The organism is Saccharicrinis fermentans DSM 9555 = JCM 21142, assembly GCF_000517085.1.
Taxonomy (GTDB): Bacteria; Bacteroidota; Bacteroidia; order Bacteroidales; family Marinilabiliaceae; genus Saccharicrinis; species Saccharicrinis fermentans.
In genome coordinates this window covers 4,148,873-4,165,466 of record NZ_KI912107.1, presented here as the reverse complement: position 1 = coordinate 4,165,466, position 16,594 = coordinate 4,148,873, and the positions used below count along the sequence as shown (strand labels likewise).

The 16,594-nt window shown below is 38.9% G+C and carries 12 protein-coding genes and 1 tRNA gene; 7 read left to right on the top strand and 6 right to left on the bottom strand.

All coding sequences use genetic code 11. The annotated features are described in order from the left end of the window. Positions 1-5 precede the first annotated feature (5 nt). The 6 genes from CYTFE_RS0116985 to CYTFE_RS0116960 all read left to right on the top strand — a co-directional run bounded on the left by CYTFE_RS0116985 (position 6) and on the right by CYTFE_RS0116960 (position 8,529). Positions 6-1,742, top strand: a complete 1,737-nt coding sequence (locus CYTFE_RS0116985) for a RagB/SusD family nutrient uptake outer membrane protein (protein ID WP_027472781.1) — start codon at positions 6-8, stop codon at positions 1,740-1,742. 83 nt (positions 1,743-1,825) lie between these two features. Further along, complete coding sequence (locus CYTFE_RS0116980) at positions 1,826-3,277, top strand: glycoside hydrolase family 32 protein (RefSeq protein ID WP_027472780.1); 1,452 nt, start codon at positions 1,826-1,828, stop codon at positions 3,275-3,277. A 27-nt stretch (positions 3,278-3,304) separates the two neighbouring features. Beyond that, positions 3,305-4,897, top strand: coding sequence for a glycoside hydrolase family 32 protein (locus tag CYTFE_RS26975; protein WP_044262871.1), 1,593 nt, complete (start codon positions 3,305-3,307; stop codon positions 4,895-4,897). Positions 4,898-4,961: 64 nt separating this feature from the next. Beyond that, complete coding sequence (locus CYTFE_RS0116970) at positions 4,962-6,119, top strand: MFS transporter (protein ID WP_244880337.1); 1,158 nt, start codon at positions 4,962-4,964, stop codon at positions 6,117-6,119. A 10-nt stretch (positions 6,120-6,129) separates the two neighbouring features. Continuing rightward, on the top strand, positions 6,130-7,422 hold the full coding sequence (locus tag CYTFE_RS26970) for an MFS transporter (protein WP_044212546.1): 1,293 nt from the start codon (positions 6,130-6,132) through the stop codon (positions 7,420-7,422). A gap of 228 nt (positions 7,423-7,650) precedes the next feature. Next, complete coding sequence (locus CYTFE_RS0116960) at positions 7,651-8,529, top strand: carbohydrate kinase family protein (RefSeq protein WP_027472778.1); 879 nt, start codon at positions 7,651-7,653, stop codon at positions 8,527-8,529. Positions 8,530-8,639: 110 nt separating this feature from the next. On the opposite strand, the gene clpX is transcribed toward CYTFE_RS0116960, so the two are convergent. From clpX to tatC, 6 genes are all read right to left on the bottom strand, one after another. Next, positions 8,640-9,854, bottom strand: a complete 1,215-nt coding sequence (gene clpX / locus CYTFE_RS0116955; protein ID WP_027472777.1) for an ATP-dependent Clp protease ATP-binding subunit ClpX — start codon at positions 9,852-9,854, stop codon at positions 8,640-8,642. Between the two features lie 69 nt (positions 9,855-9,923). Beyond that, complete coding sequence (gene clpP, locus CYTFE_RS0116950) at positions 9,924-10,601, bottom strand: ATP-dependent Clp endopeptidase proteolytic subunit ClpP (protein WP_027472776.1); 678 nt, start codon at positions 10,599-10,601, stop codon at positions 9,924-9,926. A 182-nt stretch (positions 10,602-10,783) separates the two neighbouring features. Beyond that, positions 10,784-12,145 carry a trigger factor gene (gene tig, locus CYTFE_RS0116945; RefSeq protein ID WP_027472775.1) on the bottom strand — a complete coding sequence of 454 codons (1,362 nt, stop codon included), beginning with the start codon at positions 12,143-12,145 and terminating at the stop codon, positions 10,784-10,786. Between the two features lie 140 nt (positions 12,146-12,285). Beyond that, positions 12,286-12,370: transfer RNA gene (locus CYTFE_RS0116940), tRNA-Leu, on the bottom strand. A 94-nt stretch (positions 12,371-12,464) separates the two neighbouring features. Further along, the gene (lptB, locus tag CYTFE_RS0116935) at positions 12,465-13,226 is read right to left on the bottom strand and encodes an LPS export ABC transporter ATP-binding protein (protein ID WP_027472774.1); all 762 of its coding nucleotides are present in this window, start codon (positions 13,224-13,226) and stop codon (positions 12,465-12,467) included. A gap of 18 nt (positions 13,227-13,244) precedes the next feature. Further along, on the bottom strand, positions 13,245-14,066 hold the full coding sequence (gene tatC / locus CYTFE_RS0116930) for a twin-arginine translocase subunit TatC (protein ID WP_027472773.1): 822 nt from the start codon (positions 14,064-14,066) through the stop codon (positions 13,245-13,247). Positions 14,067-14,384: 318 nt separating this feature from the next. Here tatC and recQ point away from each other — a divergent pair, with 318 nt between their 5' ends. Beyond that, positions 14,385-16,565, top strand: a complete 2,181-nt coding sequence (gene recQ / locus CYTFE_RS0116925; protein WP_027472772.1) for a DNA helicase RecQ — start codon at positions 14,385-14,387, stop codon at positions 16,563-16,565. Positions 16,566-16,594 lie beyond the last annotated feature (29 nt).

Below are 16,594 nucleotides of genomic sequence, written 5' to 3'. Positions count from 1 at the left end.
GAATTATGAAATCCAAATTTATATATATTGCATGTTGCATGTTGGCAGTTGTTTCTGCTATTTCGTGTACTGATTTTCTGGAGGTAGATCCTCAAGGTGCTGTTACCGCAGGCGCACCTACAGCCGAAAGTGCGGATGGACTTGTTACTGCAGCTTATGCAGCTGTGGGAAATGATGATATGATTGGCCCTATGACCAGTATGTGGGTATATGGTAGTGTTCGTTCTGATGATGCCTATAAAGGAGGGGGTGGCGTTGGTGATGTTGCCGATATAAACTTTTATGAACAATATAACCTAACACAAGCTGATCAGAATTGGATGCATCCCTATACCTGGGAGAACTTTTATACCGTAATATCCAGAGCAAACTCTGCTCTCGTCGCGCTGAATCAATTGAGTGATGACGACTATGAGTTGCGAAAAGTAAGAATTGGTGAGGCCCGTTTTATTCGTGGACATGCTTATTTTATGTTGAAAGTTATGTTTAAATATATTCCCTACATAAAGGAAGGCTTGACCAAAGAAGAGATTCTTACTATTTCTAATAGAGAACTTACCAATGATCAGCTATGGGATAAAATAGCCGAGGATTTCCAGTATGGCGTGGATAACTTACCTGAAACCCAGGATCAGGTGGGTAGAGCAAATTATTATGCCGCAGCTGCTTACTTGGCTAAGGTGAGACTATATCAGGCATATGAGCAGGATGAACAGAACCAGGTTATTGATATCAATACAGATAAACTGCAAGAAGTTGTCCGTTTAACGCAAGAGGTTATCGGTTCTGGAAAGTACAGCCTTCAGCCGGATTTTGGAGAGAATTTCTTAGATGGTTTTGATAATGGTCCAGAATCTATTTTTGCTGTTCAATTCTCCATCAGTGACGGTACCGCCGTAGGACGTTTAAGTTTTGTTACTGGATTGAATTATCCGCATGGCGCAACTCAGTTCGGATGTTGTGGATTTCATGCGCCTAGCCAAAATCTGGTGAACGCTTTTGCAACGGATGTTAATGGACTTCCTAAGTTTGATACTTTTAATGAAGTAGAGTTAAGTGCTGCCGATATTACGCCAACAGGGGTTACTGTTGATCCTCGTATTGATCACTCCGTTGGTATTGACGGTCATCCATATAAATATCGAAATGAAGAAGCCTATATATTTAATAACAGCTGGGTGCGCGATCCTGGTGTATATGGATTCTTTCAGAGTATGAAAGAACAACAGGCTGCTGACTGTTCTTGCTATAAAAAGGAAGGCTCTTTTATTGGAACGTCAAAAAATATCGATATCATCCGTTATGCTGATGTATTGTTAATGCAAGCCGAGGCATATATTGAGTTAGGTGAGCATGATAAGGCTATGCCTTTGATTAATAAGGTGAGAGAAAGAGCTGCCAATAGTACTGCTCGGACTAAATTGGCGGATGGTACATCCCCATCTAATTATATGATTGGTGCCTATGATGGTGTTAATCTACCATGGACCCAAGAGAATGCGCGTAAAGCCCTGCAGTGGGAGAGAAGATTGGAGTTTGCCTTGGAAAGCCCCCGGTTCTTCGATCTTGTTAGATGGGGTATCGCCGAACCAACATTGAATGCCTATCTGGCTAAAGAAAAAACAAGAAGAGATTTCTTAAAGGAGGCTCAGTTTACAGCTGGAAGGGATGAGTATTATCCAATTCCTCAAAGAGAAATTGATTTTACTAAAGGTCTTTATGAGCAAAATGTAGGTTACTAATATTTGAGTAGTGCGTAGTTTATCATGGAGAGATTTAATGTAACTCTCCATGATTTTTTTAAGGGATAATTAAATTACGGTTTATGAGATGGTTTCAGTATGTAGTTCTGGTGTTTTTGGGGCTGGCTGTTGCGTGTTCTTCACGTAAAACGGCTGAGCATGATTGTGGGGATGATCACTTTTCGGTAGGGGATAGCCTTCAATTGGGGTTGGCAACTGAGTTGCTATATTATAAGAATGAGTATCATTTGTTTTATCAATGTGAAAATGCCGATGGAATGGCATGTTGGGGCCATTCAAAAAGTGCGGATTTGTTAAAGTGGAAGCAATTCCCACGGTTGATAAATGCTGGCCCACTTCAACATATGGGCGCTGGATCTGTTGTGGTTGACTATAACAATACCAGTGGATTAGGTGAGGGGCATTCTCCTTTAGTGGGTATATATGCTGATAATCAAAGTGGTAAGGGGCAGCAGGTTTCTGTTGTTTATAGTACCGATGAAGGGAAAAGCTGGAATGACTATTCTAAGAATCCGCTTGTTATCAATCATGGCTTTTACCCTGTGGTTGATCCAAAGGTTGTTTGGCATGAAGAATCTCAACGATGGGTTATGCTTATTGTTGCTGGTTATCAGGTGCAATTTTATGGCTCAGAGGATTTGCTTAACTGGATTTATCTAGGTGAGTTTGGTGATGTATATGAAGAAATGGGAGAATGGAGTCATATTGAATTTTTACCTGTGAATGTGGAAGAATCAGGAGAAAGGAAGTGGGTCTTATTTATTGCTGGTGACCAGGGAGCTCCCAATGCTCGAAAAGGAACCCGTTATTTTGTGGGAGACTTTGATGGGTATACATTTATGCCCTTTAAAAAAAAGGGGCTGTGGTTGGATGGCGGAACCGATACTTATGCAGGTGTTGGTGCGTATGTTTATGATTCCCATGCTGAAACCACAGCTTTTATAGGATGTATGACAGATGGAGAAACAGTCTATACTTCTCCTAGAAATATTGTATTAAAGAAGAGATATAATAATTACTATTTAGCTGCTAAGTCTTTAGTGGTACCTCCCAAAAATAGCAAAACTATTTTGATGGATAGCAGGGAGATCTTCGAAAAAGAAGATTTTGATGGGCATTTTCGTTTACCCGTAATGCTGGATTTAAATTATGAGGTCAATAACCGTAAATACCTTGATTTTGCCGAGGCCTATGGAATCATATTAACGAACGAAAAAGGAGATGAGCTTACTGTTGGTTACCAAAATATGAAACGGTATTTCTTTATTTCTATTGGAGGAAATAATAGGCAGGAAAGTAGCGGTGATAAATTATATTTTTCACCTTACATCATCGATGGATCGAAAATGGATGTCAAGTTAATCATTACAAAATCATCGGTGGAGTTATATGTGGAAGATGGTTTTTTATGTATGACCCAGCAATTCCCAATTTCCTATAAATTTAATCGCATTCAGTTTTTCTCTGAGGGTGGAAAGATTAAACTTATGAACGGTAAGTTAACCGAATTATAAGAATGACAATAACTAAAAATATTTGTAATGAATAATCAATTTTATATCCGAATATTTACCTTGTTAACTTTTATAGGTGCAATGGTAACTAGCTGTGTGTCTACACATAAACAGGATAGTGCGCAACAGGTATCTGCTTACTACACTGAGCCATATCGTCCACAATATCACTTTACCCCAGATTCGATGTGGATGAATGATCCTAATGGTATGGTTTTTTATGATGGTGAATATCATTTGTTTTATCAATATTATCCTGATTCAACGGTTTGGGGACCAATGCACTGGGGGCATGCCATAAGTACTGATCTAACCCACTGGGAGCATCTTCCCATTGCTATTTATCCAGACTCTCTTGGTTGGATATTCTCAGGAAGTGCAGTGGTGGATTGGAAAAATACCTCTGGTTTAGGAAACCATGAAAACCCTCCTCTGATCGCCGTTTTTACGTATCATTTCAGTCCGGGACAAAAGGCTGGAAAGATAGATTTCCAAACGCAAGGAATGGCGTATAGCCTCGATAAAGGACGTACATGGAAAATGTACGAAGAAAATCCGGTATTAAATAATCCAGGAATTCAAGACTTTAGAGATCCGAAAGTTTGTTGGTATGAGGAAGGCCAGAAATGGATCATGACTTTAGCAGTAAAGGATCATATTTCATTTTATTCATCTGCAAATTTAAAATCATGGGTACATGAGTCCGATTTTGGTTTCGGTGTGGGGGCACATGGTGGTGTTTGGGAGTGTCCCGATTTATTTAAGATGAAAGGACCGGATGGCGTAGAGAAATGGGTGCTGTTTGTGAGTATAAATCCGGGAGGTCCCAATGGAGGCTCTGCCACCCAGTACTTTATTGGTGATTTCAATGGGTCTGAATTTATCAATGAAAATCCCTCCTCCGATCCAGTTTGGTTAGATTGGGGTAAGGATAATTATGCAGGTGTTACCTGGAGCGATATACCCAAAGAAGATGGAAGACGAATTTTTATGGGGTGGATGAGTAATTGGCAATATGCGACTGTTGTACCTACGCAAAAATGGCGTAGCGGAATGACCATGCCCCGAACCGTAAAGTTGCTCTATAAAGATAGTATGTATCTAATTGCTGCAGAACCTGTTGAAGAAATAGAGGCGGTTTTAAAGCATGAGCAAGCTCAACAAGTCGCAGGCATAGATATAACACAGCAATCTACTGAAATATTTGAATCCAAAGTAAGGGGTGGTGCATGGATGAGTGTGTTGAAAATGAATGCTATGGATAGTAAGACTATCCGTTTAACTATGAAAAATGCAAATAATGAAGAGGCTTCATTGATACTTCATGTGCCCGATGGTAAGGTGGAGTTCGATAGAACAAAGGCTGGAAAAAGAGATTTTAGTGAGGACTTTGCTCAACCTATCATAGGAAATTACGCATTTGCGGATTCTACAGTAATTAAGGTAGAAATGTATTGGGACGAAAATGGATTTGAAATATTTGTAAATGATGGTGAATTCCAAATGACTAATCTGGTTTTTCCTAATGATAACTGGAATTGTATCGAATTGTCGTCGGATGATAGGGCACAACTTGTGGAGGCTTCTTATATACCTATCAGAAAGACTTGGGTAAGGTAAATGGCTGTTTAGCATGCGCTTTTTAAGCTTGCTGCACCTTAAAATGGAAAATAATATTTAAGATATGGATATGACGAATAATAAATTGAATTATGCAATGTTAGCTCCGGTGATGTTGGCATTTTTTGCGATGGGTTTTGTGGATTTGGTGGGGATTGCTACTAATTATGTGAAGGCGGATTTTCAGCTGTCAGATAGCGTGGCTAACTTGTTGCCTTCCATGGTCTTCTTTTGGTTTTTGATTTTTTCAGTCCCCACAGGGATGTTGATGGACCGAATAGGGCGTAGAAAGACCTTGGTAATTAGTCTGCTTGTGACCACTTTATCCTTGTTGATTCCTATGGTTGCTTATAATTATACTATGATGTTGGTTTCCTTTGCATTGTTGGGTATTGGAAATGCCCTGATGCAGGTTTCTATTAATCCATTGGTGTCTAATTTAATTCGTGGCGATCGCTTAGCCAGTACCATGACTTTTGGCCAGTTTGTGAAAGCAATTGCTAGTTTTATTGCCCCAATCATTGCCGCATGGGCCGCTTTTCAATGTGATGACTGGAAAATTCTATTTCCTGTTTTTATGATCGTGGCAATAGCGGCAGCCATATGGCTCAGCTTAACTAAAATAGAGGAAGAAAAAGTACTTGGTAAACCTTCAACCTTTGGCCAATGTTTTTCTTTACTGGGGAATGGTTTTGTCTTCCTTTCTTTTCTTGGTATTGTATGTCATGTGGGTATTGATGTTGGAACAAATGTTACCGCTCCTAAGGTTTTAATAGAACGTTTGGGAATGGACTTGTCTGCGGCAGGGTATGCAACCAGTGTTTACTTTTTGTTTCGGACGGTAGGCGCTTTAACTGGAAGTTTTATTTTGGTAAAATTTTCGGCTAAAAAGTTTTTTATTATCAGTGTAGTAATGCTTACCATGGGTATTTTGGGACTTATTTTTGCCTTTAACCAATGGTTTATTTATATGTGTGTGGGACTGATTGGTTATGGTAATTCAAATGTTTTCTCGATTGTGTTTTCTCAGGCACTGTTTCATAAGCCTGAAAAGAAAAATGAAATATCGGGTTTAATGATCATGGGATTATTTGGAGGTACGATTTTTCCATTATTTATGGGTCTGGTGTCAGATGCAATGTCTTCGCAGATAGGGGCAATCGTTGTGATGCTTGGTGGGGCTGTTTATCTGTTGTCCTTCATAAGAAAGGTGAAGTATTAATGAGGAAGGCATGAGAATCAAATGGAATCTATATCGGCTTGTGGGTATTTTTTTATTGGGAAGTTTACTCATGGGAATGAACATGGCAGGAGTGTCGGGAGCAGTGTCTTTTGTAAGAGATATTTTTGTGTTGGATAATATGGAACTTGGCCTCGTGGTGAGTTCTATAATGGTAGGATGCTTGCTTGGTGTACTAATAGCGTGGGGGCTGGGTGAAAGTTTGCGTAAAGAGGTCGTACTGTTGTTTGCTGCTATATTTTTTGCTGTTTCGGCATTGGGTAGTGGTGCCGCACAAACCATATGGCATTTAATAACGGCTCGTATAATCGGTGGGATGGCTCTAGGCGCTGTTTCGTTTGTTGTGCCTACTTATTTGTATCAATTGATGCCTGCTTCTATTCGGAGTTTCGTTGGTGCTATTCACCATGTAGGAATTGTGATTGGTATATTAATAGCCTATGTTATTAACTATGCAGTGGTTGATATGCAAGATGCTTGGAGATATATGTTGTATAGTCCCTTGATTTTTGCTATCCCATTTTTCTTATTGTCTGTTATTGGTTTATCTGCATCAATACGAAGCTTAGAGGTAAAGGAGGTGGGGAAAGGGATGGTAATGAAAAGGCCGATCCATGGCGCAGGAGAGGCGAGAAAAGTAAGTGTCATTCAGAAAATGTATTGTTCTGTGCCTATAGAAAGAGAACATGCGTCTTTCGTCGGTTTGTTTAAAGGAAATATGACCAGATTTATGGTGGTTGGATCATTGTTGACCGTATTTCATCAGGTTTCAGGTATTCATGCTATGATTTTTTATGCACCAACTATTTTTGCCAAAGTGGGTGTTGGAGGTGATACTGCCTTGTTGCAATCTATCTTCTTGGGGGTAATCTATTTGGTGTGCTCCTTAGGGGGTGTTTGGTTAATTGATAAGGTAGGTAGTAGGCAATTATTACTCTGGGGAGAAGGGGGTATGATGGCGAGTTTAAGCTATGTTACCAGCGCCTTTTGTGTAGATGAAGGTACTGGTATTGGTGTGTTTGTTGCGATGCTTGTTTATGTTGCCTTTTTTGCTTTGTTTTTTGCATCCGTGGTGTGGATGATCATATCTGATATTTACCCGACTAAGTTAAGAGAGTTAACAATGTTTTTTTCTACCCTTATTTGTTGGTCTTGCACATTGTTGGTGGTACAGTTTTTTCCATTTGTGTTAGAGAATTTGGGTGGTGGCTTTTCCTTTGGATTGTTCTTGATGTTGAGTGTATTCGCCTTTGTGTTTACCCTGATTCAGATACCCAAAACATAAGGAGTAGCATACAAACAAAAGGGTAATGTGTATGTCTCTTCCCGGTTTAAGTAGTAAAGATACTCTCTAAGGGAGAAAGGAAAAGTCCCTCAGAAAAATCATCGTATTTGTTTGATAAGTTGAAGTCCTGTAAAGATGTGTCTTGTCTTGATGCAACTTAGGCATGCAGTCAGATGATGAAGAGAGTGTAGGATTGATTCATTAAAAATAAAAAGAAAAACATTAAATATGAAGAAACATATAGTTATTGGTATTGGCGAAATACTTTGGGATTTATTGCCTGTGGGAAAAGTTTTGGGTGGAGCTCCGGCTAATTTTGCGCATCATGCCATGCAATTAGGAGCAGAAGGAGTGACCGTAAGTGCCGTTGGAAATGATGATATGGGAAATGAAATAAGCAGAATCATAGAAAGTGAAAATCTGATTAATGGACTTTATATAGCAGATAAGCCTACGGGCACAGTTGGTGTTGAATTGAGTAATGGTATTCCTAAATATACCATCTATGAAGATGTCGCATGGGATCATCTAGAGCTGACTGATGTGGCCAAAGTGTACTTGGAGAAAGCAGATGCTATTTGTTTTGGTTCTCTGGCCCAACGTAACCATGTGTCGCGCATCGCTATTTGGAAAGCATTGGAGATGGTTCCTGCATCGTGCCTAAAGGTGTTTGATATCAATTTGCGACAGGGGTATTATTCCAAAGAGCTGATAAGTAAGTCTTTGGAGTTTGCCGATGTTTTTAAAATTAATGAAGAAGAAATCGTTCTTTTTAAAGAGTTATTTGGAATGAATGGCACAGAGGAAGAACTGTGTCAATTGCTTGTGGAAAAATTTGATTTAACTCTTTTGGCTTTAACAAAGGGGGCAGAAGGAAGTTTGTTGGTAGCTAAAGATACAAATTCTTTTATTGCTACACCCCGGGTGAAGGTGGCAGATACTATTGGAGCTGGTGATTCATTTACTGCTAGTATGGTGATGGGATTGCTGTATAAACAGCCTTTAGCCGTTTTGCATCAAAAAGCAGTGGATGTTTCAGCTTTTGTTTGTACGAATAGTGGGGCAACACCTCTATTGCCTGAAGAAATAAAATATTGCTTTGATTAGTGTTCTGATTTTCTAATGTATCATCAAACCCTTAACTTCTTAACTTGCCAACTTAAAAGCCCCTCTGCTAAAAAGATAGTAGAGGGGCTTCTATTGTATTTTGTTTGTTATTAGCTAGCCTTCAGGCGTGCCAGGCTTTCTTTGTCAATTTTAGCTTTGGCATACTCAACGGTAATTACGAGTTCTTTCTCTTTGTTAGAAGGAGCTTCAAACATCATGTCCATCATAATGGTTTCGCATATCGAACGTAAGCCACGTGCTCCCAACTTAAATTCCACAGCCTTATCCACAATATAATCCAATACATCATCGGTAAAAGTCAAGGTAATGTCATCAATACCAAAAAGCTTTTCATATTGTTTGATAATTGAGTTCTTAGGCTCCTGCAGAATTCTTCTTAAGATATCGCGATCTAATGGGTTCAAATATGTTAATACAGGCAAGCGGCCGATGATTTCAGGAATCAATCCAAATGATTTTAAATCCTGGGGTGCCACATATTGCAACAGATTTTTTTGGTCAACTTTGTCTTTTGCCTTGCTGGCCGTATAGCCAACTACTTTTGTATTTAAACGCTGTCCTATTTTACGTTCAATACCGTCAAAGGCTCCTCCGCATACAAATAGGATATTTTTGGTGTCTACGGGAATCATTTTTTGTTCCGGGTGCTTACGTCCTCCTTGTGGTGGAACATTGACAATAGAACCTTCCAATAGCTTCAAAAGACCTTGTTGCACACCTTCGCCTGACACATCACGAGTAATACTTGGGTTATCACCTTTACGGGCAATCTTATCTATTTCATCGATAAATACGATGCCTTTTTCCGCAGCTTCCACATTGTAATCGGCCGCTTGTAAGAGGCGTGTTAAGATGCTTTCTATATCTTCACCTACATAACCAGCCTCTGTTAATACAGTTGCATCAACAATTGTAAAAGGAACATGAAGCATCCGAGCAATTGTACGGGCCAAAAGAGTTTTACCAGTACCTGTTTCTCCTACCAGTATAATGTTGGATTTTTCAATCTCAATGTCATCCTTGGTCTTGCGTTGTTGCAACCTTTTGTAGTGATTGTAAACCGCCACTGACAAATATTTTTTTGCCTCATCCTGACCAATAATATATAGATCCAGGAAGTTCTTAATCTCGGTTGGCTTTAGCAGAGTAATTTCGTCCACATTGAAACCACCTTTTTTCTTAAATTCTTCCTCCAAAATACCATGTGCCTGTTCTATACAGCTGTCGCATATATGACCAGAAACCCCTGCTATCAGCAGGTTAGTATCCTTTCTCTCTCTTCCACAAAACGAACACTTATCCATAAATTACCCTTTGAAAATATAACAATGATGCTGCATGGTGTGCCGCATGGTTGTTACTTGTTTTTTATCTTACTTTTTATCTCTGGTCAACACTTCGTCGATCATTCCATACTCTTTGGCTTCTTGGGCCGTCATCCAATAATCACGATCGGAGTCTTTCTCTACCTTTTTGAAGGTATTTCCGGAATGATCGGCAATAATGGTGTATAATTCTTTTTTGAGTTTTTGAATCTCTCTGGCTGTTATTTCTATATCTGAAGCTTGTCCTTGTGCGCCACCCATGGGTTGGTGTATCATAACACGCGAATGAGTAAGTGCTGAACGTTTCCCTTTTGTGCCGGCTGTTAACAAAACAGCGGCCATAGAAGCGGCCATGCCGGTACATATGGTTGCTACATCCGACGAAATATATTGCATGGTATCATAGATACCTAACCCTGCATACACTGAGCCCCCGGGGGAGTTAAAATAAATTGAAATGTCTTTTTGAGGATCGGCTGATTCAAGATACAATAACTGAGCTTGAATAATGTTGGCCACAGTATCATCTACAGGTAATCCCATAAAAATAATTCGGTCCATCATTAACCTTGAAAATACATCCATTGAGGCAACGTTTAACTGACGCTCTTCAATGATGGTGGGCGAAATATAGCCACTGCTTACAGAAGTGTACTTGTCTAATGCAAGACTGTTTATGCCAATGTGTTTGGTGGCATATTTTTGAAAATCTTTTGGATCTATCATGGTATTATTTTTTTCTTTTTGTAAAATATATTAGATAGCTAAATTAAAAAAAAATAATGTCTTATTGCAAATGAACAAAGCCTTAAATGCATATTGCAATTTAAGGCTTTGTATTTTGTTGATCAGCAGAATACTACGGCTTTCGTTTTGTGGGGAGGACTTTGCTGTGTCCGTCCTATTTTTTAGTTATTTTCGAAAAGCTTGTTGAATTCTTCCCGGTTTACTGTTTTCTCTTCAATTTTAACCGACTCTTTAATGAAGGCTAAAACCTTATCTTGCGCAGCTGTCTCTGACATATTTCTACGTTGTTCTTCCTGGTTCATGATGTCTTTTGCATAATTCTCCAGGTGCTCTTCCGGAATATTTGATAAGCCGTATTGCATGAACTGCATTTTTGCAGATTTTTTGGCCACTTCCAATACATCTGCTTCTTCTATTTTTATTTCGTTCACTTTCAGAATCTCATTCTTGATCAACTGCCATCTTAAATCATCTAAATATTTAGGCATGTCTTTTTCAAGTGATTCAGGAGTGATCTCTTCTTTGTCGTGATTGATTGTTAAGATCCAACGTTTCAGAAAAGCTTCAGGTAAATCTATTTTTACTTTCTTCATCAACTTTTCTTTGGCATCTACAGAGAATTTGTACTCGCTTTCAAAGGCCAAAGTTTTTTCAAGATCTTCTTTTATTTTAGCTACAAATTCTTCTTCGTTGGTAGCTACGTCTTTGCCTAATACTTGATCGAATAATTCCTGGTTTAATTCAGCTTCCACATAATTTGTGATTTCTTTTACTGTAAATTGGAAATCACCATCTATTTGTTCGGCTTCTTCAGCAGAGACCTTTAACATATATGAAATTTGCGATGCATCTTCGAAGGCTTTTTTAGGCGAAATAATAATTACTTCACCTGCCTTGGCTCCAATTAATTTGGCTTTTGTTTCTTCGTCTTTTATGGAGACAGCTGAAATCACCGTGTCTTCTGCAGTGATACCACCTTCTAAAACCTTGGCTTCCTGATCTAACTGTACTAAATCGCCCTTGATCATAGACTCTTCAGTGGCCTCTTCAGCACTTTCGGATGTGCCAAAACGACTGGTCGCTTGTTTTACTTGCTGATCAAGCATCTCATCTGTAACCTCGATGGTATAGTATGGAAGCTTTTCTCTTTTGGATAATTTAATTTCGAATGCTGGTGCGATGGCCACATCAAAGTTAAATTGAAAGTTTTCTTGTGTTTCAAAATCAATGGTTTCCTGTGTTTCACTAGGAAGTGGTTCTCCCAAAATATTCAATTTGCTCTCAAATAGATATTTTGAAATTTCGTCAGAAACAATTTTGTTCACTTGTTCGGCCAACACATGTTTACCGTACATCTTTTTAATCATGCCAAAAGGAACTTTTCCAGGGCGGAAACCAGGCATGTTGGCTTTTTTACGATAATCTTTTAGTACCTCGTCAACGCGGCTCTCGTAATCGTCTTTCTCTACAGTAAGCTTTAGTACTGCATTTAAATCATCAATGTTTTCTTTTGAGATGTTCATCAGCTAAACTATTATTAGTGAACTTTTTGTATGATTACTGTTTGACCTAATGTTAGGTCGTTATCAATTTTCTTAATTTAAAAAAACCGTCTTACTACCGATTTACATCGTAAGTGAGACGGTTTCTGTATTTTCTGAATTGGTGCGGATGAAGGGACTCGAACCCCCACGCCTCTCGGCACTAGATCCTAAGTCTAGCGCGGCTACCAATTACGCCACATCCGCGTTATTTTTTTGCGATGCAAAGATAAGTCGTTTTTAATCTAATTTGCAAATAAAAACATGAAAAAAATAAAAATAATTTCCTTTTGTCTAAAAATCAATTGCCTACATTGAATGTTCTGCGCTTTAACTCAAAGTCGTTGCCCAGATATAGCCTGCGAACCTCCGGATCTTCTGCTAATTCTTCGGCAGTTCCAGCCTTTAATATATTGCCTTCAAAAAGTAAGTAGGCTCTATCTGTGATCGAAAGTGTTTCATGTACATTGTGATCGGTGATTAAAATGCCAATGTTTTTGTATTTTAGCTTGGCAACAATTTCCTGGATGTCTTGAACTGCGATAGGGTCAACGCCCGCAAATGGTTCATCTAGCAAAATAAACTTGGGGTTGATGGCCAGTGCTCGAGCGATCTCACACCGACGCCTCTCACCACCCGATAATTGAATGCCCAGACTCTTGCGAATGTGTCCAAGACCAAATTCGTTTAATAATTCTTCTAATCGTTCTTTTTGGTATTGTTTCGAAAATTTGGTCATCTCCAGTACTGCTTTGATGTTGTCTTCAATGCTCATCTTTCGAAATACCGATGCTTCCTGTGCCAAATAGCCGATGCCACGTTGTGCCCTCTTGTAAACGGGTTCCTTGGTGATTACTGTGTCGTTCAGGTATATGTCACCTTCGTTGGGCGTTACCAGACCAACAGTCATATAAAAGGTGGTGGTCTTGCCTGCTCCGTTAGGACCTAATAATCCAACAATTTCGCCTTGCTCTACTCGTACAGAAACACCTTTAACAACGGTTCTGTTTTTATATCTTTTTACCAGCTTGTCGGTATGTAATACCAAATTTTCTTCTGCCATCATTGTATTTTTAAGTTCTTAACTTCGCTCAGCTTCTTCTTTCGTTCTTTTGCGTTCAACATTCTTAGCAATTAATATGCCGCCTTCGTATAAAAATATCAAAGGTACGCATACCAATACCTGACTAATCATATCAGGAGGAGTTATAATGGCTGCTAGCAAAAGACTCACAACAATAGAGTGACGTCTGTATTTTTTTAATGTTTCAGCAGATACTATGCCGATTTTAGCCAAGAAATATATTAATATAGGTAATTCAAATATGAGTCCGCCCGCTAGTACAATTGAGGTTATGGTAGAAATGTATGAGCCGAGGTTCAGTATGTTTTCTACCTTATCGCTCACATGGTAAGTGGCCAAAAAATGAACCGATAGGGGACATATAATATAATAGGCGAATAGTATGCCAACGGAAAATAGAATGGAAGCAAAAAAAATGGCACCCCTGGAGTGTTTGATTTCTTGTTGATACAAAGCGGGTTTTATAAAACGCCAAAATTCCCAAAATATATAAGGGAAGGCAACAACGATACCTGCTATAAAGGATACTTTTAGGTGCATGGTAAATTGTCCTGCCATTAAAATATTCTGAAACTTAATGGTTTCCTGATTGATTCTCAGTGCAGGCATATTGAATTTGTCGGCTATCTGTGCCAATAGGTGATTGGTGAAGAAGCCCGGATTGCTGGGACCGAATATGATCACATCAAACAATATATCCTTATAGAGAAATGCCAGTATCGCCACCACTACAATAGATGCAAAGGACCTAACCAGATGCCATCTTAGCTCCTCCAAGTGTTGCAAAAAAGTCATTTCTTCATTTCCTGATTCTGCCATTGGGATTGAAATAAACAGTTTTTTATAATGTAAACATTATTATTACTTAATGTTTGCGAAGATAACACAGTAATTTCATAATGACAATAAATAGAAATGAAGACTTTTTTTAGAGTCGATATTTTTAAATAACCCTGATAATCAATGCTTAGTGTACTCGGTTTATTGAAATCATACTTTTGTTAATCATATTTTTTTCAATAAAAGGACAAAGTTTCTCCAAGAAAAAGTATTTTTGTTTAAAGTGTTTGTTTGGAATAAGAAACTTTTTTAGCGCTATTTCGTTTAGCGGTATTGAGAGGATAATGAAATTTTGTTATGGGAAAAAAGGTCGATCTTGGCGTCCATTTAAAGAAGCATTTTGGTTTTGATACCTTTAAAGGAAACCAGGAAGAGGTTATAGAGAATGTTCTAAAAGGGAATGATACGTTTGTTTTAATGCCAACAGGAGGAGGTAAATCGTTGTGTTATCAACTTCCTGCTTTAATATTACCCGGTACGGCAATAATTATTTCTCCCCTAATTGCTTTAATGAAGAATCAGGTAGATGCTATCCGAAATATTAGTGAGGATGATGGTATTGCGCATTTTCTTAATTCTTCTCTTACCAAGGCAGCTGTTACCAAGGTAAAAGAGGATATGATGTCCGGGAAAACCAAACTGCTTTACGTGGCACCTGAGTCGCTTACTAAAGACGAAAATATTGAGTTTCTGAAACAGGTGGAAATTTCGTTTTATGCGGTTGATGAGGCGCACTGTATTTCGGAATGGGGACATGACTTTAGACCTGAGTACCGTAGAATAAGACCTATCATTGAAGAGATTGGAAGTAAGCCTTTAATTGCATTAACAGCTACTGCTACTCCCAAAGTGCAAAGTGATATCCAAAAAAGTTTGGGAATGGTGGGTTCTATGGTGTTTAAATCATCATTTAATCGTCCTAATCTTTATTATGAGGTTCGCTCTAAAAAACACGCTACAAAGCAAATTATAAAAATATTAAAAGAGAACGTAGGTAAGTCTGCCATCATATATTGTTTAAGCCGTAAGAAAGTGGAAGAACTGGCCGAAACGTTGGTAGTTAATGGCATTAAGGCCAGGGCTTATCATGCGGGTATGGATGCTACTAAGCGTGCCGGTAATCAGGATGCTTTTCTGATGGAAGAAACGGATGTGATTGTGGCTACCATTGCTTTTGGTATGGGTATAGATAAACCGGATGTGAGATTGGTGATTCACTATGATATCCCTAAGAGTTTAGAGGGGTATTATCAGGAGACTGGTCGTGCCGGTAGAGATGGTGGGGAAGGAAAATGTATTACTTTTTATAGCTACAAAGATATTCAAAAGCTGGAGAAGTTTATGCAAGGCAAACCCATCGCAGAACAGGAAATTGGTAAGCAGCTTTTATTCGAAACCGTTTCGTATGCAGAGTCTTCTATTTGTCGACGTAAGATCTTACTTCACTATTTTGGAGAGAAGTATAACGAAGAGAATTGTGATACTTGTGACAATTGCTGTCACCCCAAAGAGCAAAGTGAAGGAAAAGACAATGTGCTAACCATGTTAAGAGCAGTTCTTGAGCTGAAAGAGCGCTTTAAAGCTGAATATATGGTGGCCTTTCTAACGGGGGAAGCTAATTCTGCTATTAAGTCGTACAAACATCATGAGCATGAGATGTTTGGTGTAGGAAAGGATAAGGACGGTAAATATTGGAAGGCAGTTGTGCGTCAGCTATTGGTAGCTGGCCTCCTGGTTAAAGAAATTGAGAATTATGGTATCTTAAAGGTGAGTGAGGAGGGGAAAGAATTTATCAATAAGCCTCGGTCATTTATGATCACCCAAGAGCATGACTTTGATACCGAAGATGTGGAAGAGAGTAGTGGAGGAGGAACTGCTGCCGTAGATCCACAGCTCTTTAGTATGCTGAAAGATTTGAGAAAAAAAATCTCTAAAAAGAAAAATTTACCTCCGTTTGTTATTTTTCAGGATCCTTCATTAGAAGCAATGGCCATTCATTATCCTATCTCCTTAGAAGAGATGATGAATATTCCGGGGGTAGGTTCGGGTAAAGCGCATCGTTTCGGGAAAGATTTTGTGGAGCTGATTAAAAAGCATGTGGAGGAAAATGAAATTGAGCGTCCTATTGATATGGTCGTAAAATCAGTGGCTAATAAGTCGAAAAATAAAATCGCCGTTATTCAAAGTATTGACCGTATGATTCCCTTAGACGATATTGCTGAATCACGTGGTCTGGATATGAACGAGTTAATTTCTGAAATAGAGTCCATCGTGTATTCAGGAACGCGTGTGAATATCGATTATTATATCGATCAGGTGATGGATGAGGATCGTAGGGATGATATCTTCTATTATTTTAAGGAGGATGCTGAAACTGATGATATAGCTAGTGCTCTTGAAGAACTGGGTGAGGATGAGTATTCTGAAGAGAATATACGCTTAGTGAGGGTGAAATTTTTGTCGGAAGTGGGTAATTAATGTCTGTGTTGTGTTCAATTGTGCGTGAC

Coding starts and splice junctions, on each gene's coding strand:
- CYTFE_RS0116985 (WP_027472781.1), top strand. CDS start 6: ATGAAATCCAAATTTATATATATTGCATGTTGCATGTTGGCAGTTGTT.
- CYTFE_RS0116980 (WP_027472780.1), top strand. CDS start 1,826: ATGAGATGGTTTCAGTATGTAGTTCTGGTGTTTTTGGGGCTGGCTGTT.
- CYTFE_RS26975 (WP_044262871.1), top strand. CDS start 3,305: ATGAATAATCAATTTTATATCCGAATATTTACCTTGTTAACTTTTATA.
- CYTFE_RS0116970 (WP_244880337.1), top strand. CDS start 4,962: ATGGATATGACGAATAATAAATTGAATTATGCAATGTTAGCTCCGGTG.
- CYTFE_RS26970 (WP_044212546.1), top strand. CDS start 6,130: ATGAGAATCAAATGGAATCTATATCGGCTTGTGGGTATTTTTTTATTG.
- CYTFE_RS0116960 (WP_027472778.1), top strand. CDS start 7,651: ATGAAGAAACATATAGTTATTGGTATTGGCGAAATACTTTGGGATTTA.
- clpX (WP_027472777.1), bottom strand. CDS start 9,854: ATGGATAAGTGTTCGTTTTGTGGAAGAGAGAGAAAGGATACTAACCTG.
- clpP (WP_027472776.1), bottom strand. CDS start 10,601: ATGATAGATCCAAAAGATTTTCAAAAATATGCCACCAAACACATTGGC.
- tig (WP_027472775.1), bottom strand. CDS start 12,145: ATGAACATCTCAAAAGAAAACATTGATGATTTAAATGCAGTACTAAAG.
- lptB (WP_027472774.1), bottom strand. CDS start 13,226: ATGGCAGAAGAAAATTTGGTATTACATACCGACAAGCTGGTAAAAAGA.
- tatC (WP_027472773.1), bottom strand. CDS start 14,066: ATGGCAGAATCAGGAAATGAAGAAATGACTTTTTTGCAACACTTGGAG.
- recQ (WP_027472772.1), top strand. CDS start 14,385: ATGGGAAAAAAGGTCGATCTTGGCGTCCATTTAAAGAAGCATTTTGGT.